11 protein-coding genes are annotated in these 9,062 nt (G+C 73.2%); 5 read left to right on the top strand and 6 right to left on the bottom strand.

Annotation, left to right across the window (positions count from 1 at the left end; genetic code table 11):
- Together Q0741_RS10845 and Q0741_RS10840 are read left to right on the top strand one after the other, a co-directional pair.
- Nucleotides 1-305, top strand: a 305-nt coding sequence (locus Q0741_RS10845; protein ID WP_298233214.1) for a FixG Ig-like domain-containing protein, incomplete at its 5' end; no start/stop codon positions are given.
- A gap of 164 nt (nt 306-469) precedes the next feature.
- Complete coding sequence (locus Q0741_RS10840) at nt 470-1,414, top strand: DedA family protein/thiosulfate sulfurtransferase GlpE (RefSeq protein ID WP_298233213.1); 945 nt, start codon at nt 470-472, stop codon at nt 1,412-1,414.
- Between the two features lie 12 nt (nt 1,415-1,426).
- On the opposite strand, the gene Q0741_RS10835 is transcribed toward Q0741_RS10840, so the two are convergent.
- Nucleotides 1,427-2,710 carry a bifunctional alpha/beta hydrolase/OsmC family protein gene (locus Q0741_RS10835; RefSeq protein WP_298233212.1) on the bottom strand — a complete coding sequence of 428 codons (1,284 nt, stop codon included), beginning with the start codon at nt 2,708-2,710 and terminating at the stop codon, nt 1,427-1,429.
- Between the two features lie 246 nt (nt 2,711-2,956).
- On the opposite strand from Q0741_RS10835, the gene Q0741_RS10830 reads away from it, so the two are divergent.
- A complete protein-coding gene (locus Q0741_RS10830; RefSeq protein ID WP_298233211.1) occupies nt 2,957-3,244 on the top strand; it encodes a hypothetical protein in 288 nt (95 codons plus the stop codon).
- A gap of 81 nt (nt 3,245-3,325) precedes the next feature.
- Here Q0741_RS10830 and Q0741_RS10825 read toward each other — a convergent pair whose 3' ends face one another.
- From Q0741_RS10825 to Q0741_RS10815, 3 genes are all read right to left on the bottom strand, one after another.
- Entirely contained in the window at nt 3,326-3,646 is a 321-nt protein-coding gene (locus tag Q0741_RS10825) for a hypothetical protein (RefSeq protein WP_298233210.1), read from the bottom strand.
- A gap of 121 nt (nt 3,647-3,767) precedes the next feature.
- Nucleotides 3,768-3,890 carry a hypothetical protein gene (locus Q0741_RS10820; protein WP_298233209.1) on the bottom strand — a complete coding sequence of 41 codons (123 nt, stop codon included), beginning with the start codon at nt 3,888-3,890 and terminating at the stop codon, nt 3,768-3,770.
- Entirely contained in the window at nt 3,887-5,110 is a 1,224-nt protein-coding gene (locus Q0741_RS10815; RefSeq protein ID WP_298233208.1) for an MFS transporter, read from the bottom strand. The genes Q0741_RS10820 and Q0741_RS10815 overlap by 4 nt, the downstream gene beginning before the upstream one ends.
- Nucleotides 5,111-5,229: 119 nt before the next feature.
- Between Q0741_RS10815 and Q0741_RS10810 the strand changes: the two genes are divergently transcribed.
- A complete protein-coding gene (locus Q0741_RS10810; RefSeq protein WP_298233207.1) occupies nt 5,230-6,132 on the top strand; it encodes a LysR substrate-binding domain-containing protein in 903 nt (300 codons plus the stop codon).
- Nucleotides 6,133-6,255: 123 nt separating this feature from the next.
- Here Q0741_RS10810 and Q0741_RS10805 read toward each other — a convergent pair whose 3' ends face one another.
- Nucleotides 6,256-7,269: an alpha/beta fold hydrolase gene (locus tag Q0741_RS10805; protein ID WP_298233206.1), complete on the bottom strand. Its 1,014-nt coding sequence runs from the start codon at nt 7,267-7,269 to the stop codon at nt 6,256-6,258.
- A gap of 133 nt (nt 7,270-7,402) precedes the next feature.
- Nucleotides 7,403-7,747, bottom strand: a complete 345-nt coding sequence (locus Q0741_RS10800) for a hypothetical protein (RefSeq protein ID WP_298233205.1) — start codon at nt 7,745-7,747, stop codon at nt 7,403-7,405.
- Between the two features lie 292 nt (nt 7,748-8,039).
- On the opposite strand from Q0741_RS10800, the gene Q0741_RS10795 reads away from it, so the two are divergent.
- Nucleotides 8,040-9,047: a sigma-54-dependent Fis family transcriptional regulator gene (locus Q0741_RS10795; RefSeq protein ID WP_298233204.1), complete on the top strand. Its 1,008-nt coding sequence runs from the start codon at nt 8,040-8,042 to the stop codon at nt 9,045-9,047.
- Nucleotides 9,048-9,062: the final 15 nt, after the last annotated feature.

Below are 9,062 nucleotides of genomic sequence, written 5' to 3'. Positions count from 1 at the left end.
AGGTGGACGGCGGCGCCGTGGAGAACGTCTACCGCATGCAGGTGATGAACGCCGCTGAGGCGCCGCAGACCTACACCGTCAGGGCCGAGGGACTGCCCGGGCTGGCGCTGGCCGCACCGGTGCGCCTGCAACTGGGTCCGGCCGAGGCGCAGTGGGTGACGATGGCGCTGCGCGTGCCGCCGGAGACGGCGGCCGCCACGCCGCCCGGCGCGCACGAGATCCACTTCACCATCGAGCGCGAGGCCTCGGCTGGCGACTCGGCGCGCAGCCTGCGCGAAAAATCCACCTTCGTGCTGCCGCGCTGAGCCGCGGCGGTCCGGGCGGGCCAGGCCCGCCGTCTCGCACAAGGGCGCCTCGGGCGCCTTTTTTCAGGCCTGCCGCGCACCGACCCGTCTTGCAGCAAGCCCAAAACGCGCCGGCCTGCAGCGCGCGCCCCGCTTCCGTACCCTCCCGCACGATGGAAGCGCTGGTGGATCTGCTGTTGCGCCATGGCGTGCTGCTGGTGTTCGTGGTGACGCTGGCCGCGCGCGTGGGCGCGCCCGTGCCGGCCGCGCCGTTGCTGGTGGTGGCCGGTGGCCTGGCGGCGGGCGGGCGCTTCCCGCTGGCGGCGGCGCTGGCCGCGGCGGTGGCGGCCAACATCGCCGGCGACGCCCTGTGGTTCATCGGCGGGCGGCGCCACGGGCACCGCGTGATGCGGCTGCTGTGCAAGGTGTCGCTGTCGCCCGATTCCTGCGTGCGGCGCAGCGAGCTGCTCATCGGCCGCTGGGGCGGCAGCTCGCTGGTCGCGGCCAAGTTCGTGCCCGGCGTGTCGCTGGTGGCCGCGCCCATGGCCGGCGCGCTGGGCATGCCCTGGCGCACCTTCATGTTCTTCGAGGTGCTGGGCGGCGGCCTGTGGAGCCTGCTGTTCCTGGGACTGGGCCTGCTTTTCAGCCGCGAGATCCAGCGCGTGCTGGACCTGCTGTCCAGCGCCGGCACCACCGCGCTGGCCGTGCTGCTGGTGCTGTTGGCCGCCCTGCTGGCGCTGCGCTGGTGGCGCCGGCGCCGCACGCTGCACGACCTGGGCATGCCGCGCATCGGCGTGGAGGAGCTGCGCACGCTGCTGCAGGGCGAGGCGCCGCCCGTGGTGGTCGATGTGCGCCCGCGCTCCAGCCTGGAGATCGACGCCCGCCGCATCCCGGGCGCCCGTCACGTCGAGCTCGACGGCATCGCCGCCCTGGCCGCACAGCTGCACCCGGCGCACGAGGTGGTTGTCTACTGCAACTGCCCCAACGACGTGTCGGCCGCGCAGGCGGCGCGGGTGCTGCAGTCGCACGGCTTCACGCGTGTGCGCCCGCTGGCCGGCGGGCTGGATGCCTGGTTCGCCGGCGAGGCCGGGGAAGCGCCGTCCGCGGCCCCGTCGCCGGCCACGCACTGAAGCCGGCGGGCGCTACGGCGCCGGTGGCTCCGCGCGGCCCGTGTCACCCATGTCGGCCTCCATGTCCCGCGCGTGCTGCCCGGCCGCTTCCAGGCCCTGCGGCGCCCGCGGAGGCCGGACTTCCCGCGTCTGCACCCGGGCGCCGCGCTCCAGCGTGTTGTGCACCGGGCAGCGGTCGGCGATCTCCATCAGCCGTTGGCGCTGCTCATCGCTGAGATCGCCCTCGATCGTGACGTTGCGCAGGAAGACATCGGGCGGCGTTTCACCGGTGCTGCGGGCATGTCCCAGGCGCACGCGCACATGCCGCAGCGGCAGGCCCTTGCGGCGCGCGTACATGCGCAGGGTCATCACGGTGCAGGCGCCCAGCCCCGCGGCGACCAGCTCGTAAGGCGTCGGCCCGGAACCCAAGCCGCCCACCTCCATCGGCTCGTCGGCCACGAAGAAGGCCGGGCCTGCCGCCACCCCGACCTGGAAGTCACCCTCGCCCGTGTCCTCCACCACCACCTCCCCGGGCTCGGCCGCGCCACGCGGCGCCGGCTTGCCCAAATAGCGCGTGGCCCAGGCCGCGATGACGTCCGCGGCATAGGCCGCGTCCTGCGCGCGCGTGAGCAGGTGGTCGGCATCGTCGAGCGACACGAAGCTCTTCGGGTGGTGCGCCGCCTGGAAGATGGCACCGGCGTTGGCGACGTCCACGGTGGCATCCAGGGGCGCGTGCAGCACCAGCAGCGCCTGCCGCAGCGCCGCGATGCGCTGGCGCTGGTCGTGCCGCTCCAGGTCGTCGATGAAGTCGCGCCGCATGCGGAACGGCCGCCCGCCGATGCGCACCTCGGCCTCGCCCTGGTCCAGCAGCGTCTGCAAGTCGTTGCCGAAGAGGTGCTTGACGTGCTGCACGTCGAAGGGCGCCGCGATCGTGGCCACCGCCTTGAGCTCTGGCAGGCTGCCGGCCGCGGCCAGCGCGGCGGCGCCGCCCAGGCTGTGCCCGATCAGCAGCCGCGGCCCGATGCCCGCGGCCTGCATCGCGCGCGCCGCGGCGAGCAAATCCTCCACGCTGCCGCTGAAGGTGCTGTCGGCGAAATCGCCCCCGCTCTGGCCCAGGCCGGTGAAGTCGAAGCGCAGCACGCCGATGCCCTGCGCGGCCAGGGCGCGCGCAATGCGCGAGGCCGCTAGCGACTGCTTGGTGCAGGTGAAGCAGTGGGCGAACAGGGCGTGGCTGCGCACCGCCCCTTCGGGCAGGTCCAGCCGCCCCGACAGCGGCTGGCCTTGCGCGCCCTGAAATTCAAAGGTCCTGCTGTGCATGGCGATGCTCCCGGCTCTATCCGGCCCGCGGCCGGATACGGCGCCGCAGCTTGGCACAGGGGTACGGCGGCTCTGCAACCGGAAGCATCCCGCCGCGGCGTGCAGGGGCTGCCACGCCTGTCAGGAGGCGGCGGACACGGGGCGGTGCGTGTCAGATACGGCCTACGCCGGGAACCGGCGCCGGACGGCAGAGCGAAGCCCCTGCGCTACCCGACACTGCGAGGCCTGTACAAGAGGACTTGCACCATGACCATGATGAGGACCGACGCCCCGGCCCTGTCCTTCGCGGAGTTCGCGGATCACGTCCTGCCTGGCGAGATCCAGTACGAGATCGACGACGACGGGGTGCTGCGCTTCACGCCGGCCGGCGAGTCGTACTGGCAGCCGCTGTTCGGCAAGTGGGGCTATGCCTTCGATCGCAGCCTGCCGGTGGAGGAGTTCGAGGACATCTCCACCGCCATCCTGCTGCAGGAGATGCAGCTGCTGCACGGGGCCCCGGGCTCCGGCCGGGCGCGTCACTGCGCCGCGGCGTGAGCATGCCCCAGGGCCTGGACGCCGCGCGTGCGTTGCGCGGCGAGCCCGACGCCGTGGACCGGCGTCCTGCACGCGCCGGGGTCAGGCGCGCTTGTTGGCCTTGGGCAGCTGCTGCGCGCCCTTGACGAAGTCGGCGAAGGACACGTCCGCCGCGCCCTGGCCGGCCGCCTGCTGCTTGCCGGAGATCTTCGGCGGCTCGGGCTTGGCGTCCGGGTCGATGGACGCGCGCACCGGCGCGGTGGAGCGCGTGGGCAGCGGCGCCTCGCGGTCGAGCTCCTTCCAGTTCTCGAAACCGCTCTTCTGCGCCAGGCGGTCGAAGGCGGCGGCCAGCGGCGACTCCGGCGCACTCTTCTTCTTGGGGGCGGGCGCGGCGGCGGCGGGCGGCTGTTGGGTGTGCTTCATGGGTCGGTGGACGCTGGCGTCCCGGGTCAAAGGTCAAAGCCGGCATTTTCGCCGCATACCGCAAGCCCGCGGGCTGAGGATGCCGCGCTGGGACCCAGGCCTTCCGCCCGGGTGCTGAAAATCACCGCGCCGGGCCGCAGAGCGCCAGGCCGGCCGCGAAGTCCAGAACGTATTCCGGGCGCAACCATAAGCTGAAGACCCACGCCAGCGCGGCGGCCAGCGCGAGCCTGAGAACAGGCTTCATGCTGCGGCCGGCGCGGCGCGCACCAGTGGCCGGTCGTCGATGGGCCAGTGCAGCAGCGCGGCCAGCAGCCCCAGGCCGATGCCGGCCAGCCAGATGGCGTCGTAGGAGCGCGTCGCGTCGAACACCGCCGCGCCCAGCCACACGCCCAGGAAGGCGCCGAGCTGGTGCCCGAAGAACACGAAGCCGAACAGCGTGGCGATGTACTGCACGCCGAACACCTGCGACACCAGCCCGTTGGTCAGCGGCACGGTCCCCAGCCAGAGGAAGCCCATGACGGCGCAGAAGGCGTACAGGCTCCACGGGCTCAGCGGCAGCAGCACGAAGGCGGCCATCGCCAGCGAACGGGCCAGGTACACGCCGGCCAGCAGGTGCTTGCGGCGGTGCCGCCCGCCCAGCGCGCCCAGCACGTAGGTGCCCGCGACGTTGGCCAGCGCCACCAGGGCCAGGCCGGCCACGGCATGCCGCGCCGGCAAGCCCCGGTCGAGCACGTAGGCCGGCAGGTGCGCGGCGATGAACGCGAGCTGGAAGCCGCAGGCCAGGAAACCCAGGTTGAGCAGCCAGAAACCGCGGTGCCCGAAAGCCTCGCGCAGCGCGCTGGACAGCCGTTGCCGGCCCGGCGGCGCGGCGGCCGGCCGGTCATCCAGCGGCTTCGCGCAGGGCAGCAGCAGCGCGCAGGCCAGGCCCAGCGCCGCCAGCGCCCCGGCCCAGCCGAGCGACGCGATCAACCCCTGCGACGCGGGCAGCACGATGAACTGCCCCAGCCCGCCCACCGCGCCGGCCATGCCCAGCGCCCAACTGCGCTGCACCGGCGCCACCAGGCGGCTGAGCGCGCCGTACACGGTGCCGAAAGCGGTGCCCGAGAGCCCCATGCCGATGCACAGCCCCGCCGAGAGCGTGAAGGCCACCGGCGTGGGCGCGCGCGACATCAGCAGCAGCCCGGCCGCGTAGCACAGCAGCCCGCCGATCACGACCCGGCGCGAGCCGAAGCGGTCCGCGACCATGCCGGTGACGGGCTGCGCCAGGCCCCAGACCAAGTTCTGCACCGCGAGGGCGAAGCCGAAGGCCTCGCGCGGCCAGCCGTGGTCCAGCGTGACCGGCAGCAGGAAGATGCCCTGCGCATGCCGCACCCCGAGCGCCAGCCCCATCACCAGGCCACCAGCCACCACGACCCGCCAGGGCCGGCTGCGCCGGTCCGCTTCGCATTCCTTCACTGCATTCATCGGCTGCTCCTGCCTGGCCGCGCCCATGCCGGGCAGCGGTATTCGCGATGCAGTCATTACACTGGCGACAGGCGTTCACCTCAAACGAGTTCTCGGTCAGAAACACATGCGCTTCAGGAATGTCAATCCCTCTGCTCCGCCTTCCCTCGCTTGACCTGGTGCGCGGCTTCGTGGCGGTCGGGCGCCGCATGAGCATCACGCTGGCGGCGCAGGACCTGTGCCTGACGCAATCGGCGGTCAGCCGCCAGATCCTGGCCCTGGAGGAAGCGCTGGGGCTGAAGCTGCTGGTGCGCGGCCACCGCAGCATCGCCTTCACGCCGGAGGGCGAACGGCTGTTCCGCAGCGCCGACAGCGCGGTGCAGCAGCTGCAGGACGTGGTGGGCGCACTGACCGGGCGCACCGGGCGGCGCATGGTGACGCTGACTTCCACCATCGGCGTGACCGGGCTGTGGCTGATGCCGCGGCTGGGCGCCTTCCTGCAGCGGCACCCGGACATCGAGGTGCGCGTCTCGGCCAACAGCCGTGCGATGGACCTGCAGGCCGAGGGCATCGACCTGGCGATCCGCTACGGCGCGCGCGAGGCCATGCCGGCGGGGGCGCAGCGCCTGTTCCGCGAGCACATCGTGCCGGTGGCGCACCCCTCGCTGGGCCTGGCGGCGCTGTCGGCGCCCGAGGTCGTGCAGTCGCAGGTGCTGCTGGAGTTCGACGGCCCTTACCGACCCTGGCTGCAATGGAGCCACTGGCTGGAGCGCCAGGGCTGGCAGGAGTTGCGTCCGCGCGGCGTGCTGCGCTTCAACCAGTACGACCAACTCATCCACGCGGCCATGGCCGGCCAGGGCATCGCGCTGGGGCGGCGCGCGCTGATCGCGCCGATGCTGGCCGACGGGCGGTTGATCGCGCTCGGCCCGCCGCAACCCGCCCCGGCGGACTACTGGCTGATCCAGGCCGAGACCAGCCCGGCGCCGGAGGTGCGGGAATTCATGGGCTGGATTTGCGCCGAGGCAGCGGCCTGCGCGGGCTGACGCCGTGCCTCGCTGCCGCACGGGCAACGCGCGGCAATGGCTCTCCCGCACGCTCCAAGGGGGCTCGCGCAACCTGGCGGAACAACCGCTGCAAGCGCCGCTGACCCGTGCGAACGGGTCGTTTCACGCTGGGAGTCCCGCTGAGCAAGCGGCCTGGAACACCGTCCGCGGCGCCTCGGGCGCTTCAGGCGCTTCCGGCGGCCACGTGAAGACCTCGCCCCGCGGCTGCGCCGGCAGCCGCCCGTGGCGCAGCCACTCCAGCGCCAGCGGCCACAGGCTGTGCTCGAAGCGACTGTGGAAGAAGGCGAAGTGCCCCACCCGCGCCTGGCCGATGGCCTCGGGCTTCAGGTGCAGGTGCGTGCGCGCGCTGTTCCGGTAGTAGCCCAGCAGCCGCTGCACCGCCGCCACCGTGCCGAACTCGTCGTCGCTCAGGCTCAGCGCCAGCGTCTCGCCGCGCACCGCGGCGAAGCGCGCCACCAGCGCGTCGAGCTCGACCTGCGGCAGCTGCAGCGCGCCGCGGCGCCAGTTGTCCTCGAACCGCGGATGCGGCGCGGTCCAGTCGCGCACCACGCCGCGCGGCGTGTCCTCCAGCCAGCCCAGGCGCCGGCCCGGGAAGTAGCCCAGCACGGCGGTCAATGCCGGCATCACCACGTGCCACTTCAGCAGCAGGCGCAAGCGCCGGGCACGGTGGTAGTCGCGCCAGTGGGCGTACTGCGCGCCCATGCTGAACACGCGCGAGACGCGGTGGCTGGAGGCCGCCAGCCCGATCAGGAAGCCGCCGACGCTGTGCGCCACGACCTGCACCGGCTGGCCCGGGAAGCGGTCCGACGCGAGCTGCAGCGCCGCCTCGAAGTCCAGCCGGCCCCAGTCGATCCACCCCGCCTCGAATCCGCGCAGGCTGCGCGGGCGCGACTCGCCGATGCCCCGGTAGTCGTAGCAAAGCACGTCGAAGCCGTGCATGTGCAGGAAGGCGGCGAAGCGCGCGTAGTAGCGGCAGCGCACCGAGGTGGCCGGGTTGACCACGACCACCGGGCGCTCCCGCCCGGGGCCGGGATGCCGCCAGACGAAACCGTTGAGCCGGTATCCATCCACGGCATTGAAGGAGACGGGGCGGGGCGAGGCGGCGGAAGAGTCCATCTGTGGCTGCGGGCCGGTGACATCGACGCCGCAAATGCTAGGAACCGCCCGGAACCGGCTCAAACGAGAAGTTTTCATGCCTCGCATGCGCTGCCGGCATGCCACGCGGCGCCCTTGCCGCGGCCTGGCCGCGCTACTGCATCTGCTGCTTGAGCCGGGCGACTTCCTCGTGCGCGCGCTTGACCGCCTGCTGCAGCGGCGGATCGACGTTGCCGCTGGCCTGGCAGGCCGCCACCGCGCGGTCGCCCAGCTGCTCCAGTGCCTCCACGAGCGAGCGCACCGTTTCCGGTCCGGCGGACTGCTGTTGCTGCTGCGGCACCGCGGTGCAGGCCTCGCGGGCCTGGCGCGCCTGCCAGTACATCTTGTCCACGCACTCGCGCACCTCGGCGGGCACCGTGTTGCCGTAGGAGGCGCGCTTGGCGTCCTCGGCGTATTGCGCCACCTCGTTGACGCGCCGGCGCAGCTGGTCCTGTTCCATCGTGTTTCTCCCGCGGCCTCAGGCCGGACATGCACAAGCCCGCGCCATGGCAAGCCCCATGCCGCGCCCCGCCACGTAGCGGAGTCGGTCGTGTTCGAAGCGAAAGCGCCCCGCGCGCGCTGCCCAGCGGTCCCGGGCCGTGGCGGCCGGGTGACCTTGGTCAACCACGACGGTGGCGCGGTACCGGACCATCCGGCGGCGGGCGGCCGAAAATCCGCCCAGGCCGGGACGGCGCGGCTGGGTGCTCCAGCCGCTCTGGACGGCAGGCCTCATGTTCCCGGAGGGCACCGCCATGGACGATGACGATGCGGCCATCCCCGACGGCCGCGGCGTGGTGGGCGCGCAGCTCATCGGCGCCTCGCCGGCGCACCGGCGGCTGATCGAGCGGCTGCTGCGCGTGGCGGCGAGCCAGGCGCCGGCACTCATCGAAGGCGAGACCGGCAGCGGCAAGGAGCTGGCCGCGCGCGCCATCCACTACGGCGGCGAGCGCCGCAACGGGCCCTTCGTGCCGGTGAACTGCGGCGCCCTGCCCGACACGCTGCTGGAGTCCGAGCTGTTCGGCGTGCAGCGCGGCGCCTACACCGACGCGCGCCAGTCGCGCCGCGGCCTGGTGGCCGAGGCCGAGGGCGGCACGCTGTTCCTGGACGAGATCGACGCCCTGAGCCCGAAGGCCCAGGTGGCGCTGCTGCGCTTCCTGCAGGACCAGCACTACCGCCCGGTGGGCAGCACGCGCGAGCTGTGCAGCGACGTGCGGCTGATCGCCGCCACCAACCGCGTGCTCGACGCGCTGGTGGCGCAGCAGGGCTTCCGCGCCGACCTGATGTACCGGCTCAAGATCCTGCACCTGGCGCTGCCGCCGCTGCGCGAGCGCGAGGGCGACGCGGAGTTGCTGGCCGAGCACTTCATCCGCCATTTCGCCGCCAAGTACCGCCGCGCGCCGCTGCCGCTGCACCCGGCCACGCGCCAGTGGCTGCGCAGCTATCCCTGGCCGGGCAACGTGCGCGAGCTGGAGAACTGGGTGCACCGGCAGTTCCTGATGTGCGGCGGCGATGCGATCGTGCACGAGGGCCTGGGCCAGGAGCCCGCGCCGGCGCCGGCCATGCCCGGTGGCGGCGGCGCGGACCGCGGCTTCGCGCAGGCCAAGGCCGAGGCGGTGCGCTGCTTCGAGCGCGACTACCTCGCGCGCGTGCTCGCCGAGGCCGGCGGCAACGTCACGCAGGCCGCGCGCATGGCGGGCAAGGAGCGCCGCGCCTTCGGCAAGCTGCTCAAGAAACACGGCCTGGGCGCGTCCGCGGGCTGAGCCGCGCACCCGGTG

Origin of the sequence: uncultured Azohydromonas sp. (genome assembly GCF_937926365.1) — a bacterium.
Classification (GTDB): Bacteria; Pseudomonadota; Gammaproteobacteria; order Burkholderiales; family Burkholderiaceae_C; genus Azohydromonas.
The sequence above is the reverse complement of the archived record's forward strand: the minus strand, read 5'-3'. Positions and strand labels throughout refer to the sequence as shown.

Excerpts from the sequence above, each read along its gene's own strand:
- Q0741_RS10835 (WP_298233212.1), bottom strand. The coding sequence starts at position 2,710 with ATGCACAGCAGGACCTTTGAATTTCAGGGCGCGCAAGGCCAGCCGCTG.
- Q0741_RS10830 (WP_298233211.1), top strand. The coding sequence starts at position 2,957 with ATGACCATGATGAGGACCGACGCCCCGGCCCTGTCCTTCGCGGAGTTC.
- Q0741_RS10825 (WP_298233210.1), bottom strand. The coding sequence starts at position 3,646 with ATGAAGCACACCCAACAGCCGCCCGCCGCCGCCGCGCCCGCCCCCAAG.
- Q0741_RS10820 (WP_298233209.1), bottom strand. The coding sequence starts at position 3,890 with ATGAAGCCTGTTCTCAGGCTCGCGCTGGCCGCCGCGCTGGCGTGGGTC.
- Q0741_RS10815 (WP_298233208.1), bottom strand. The coding sequence starts at position 5,110 with ATGAATGCAGTGAAGGAATGCGAAGCGGACCGGCGCAGCCGGCCCTGG.
- Q0741_RS10810 (WP_298233207.1), top strand. The coding sequence starts at position 5,230 with ATGTCAATCCCTCTGCTCCGCCTTCCCTCGCTTGACCTGGTGCGCGGC.
- Q0741_RS10805 (WP_298233206.1), bottom strand. The coding sequence starts at position 7,269 with ATGGACTCTTCCGCCGCCTCGCCCCGCCCCGTCTCCTTCAATGCCGTG.
- Q0741_RS10800 (WP_298233205.1), bottom strand. The coding sequence starts at position 7,747 with ATGGAACAGGACCAGCTGCGCCGGCGCGTCAACGAGGTGGCGCAATAC.
- Q0741_RS10795 (WP_298233204.1), top strand. The coding sequence starts at position 8,040 with ATGGACGATGACGATGCGGCCATCCCCGACGGCCGCGGCGTGGTGGGC.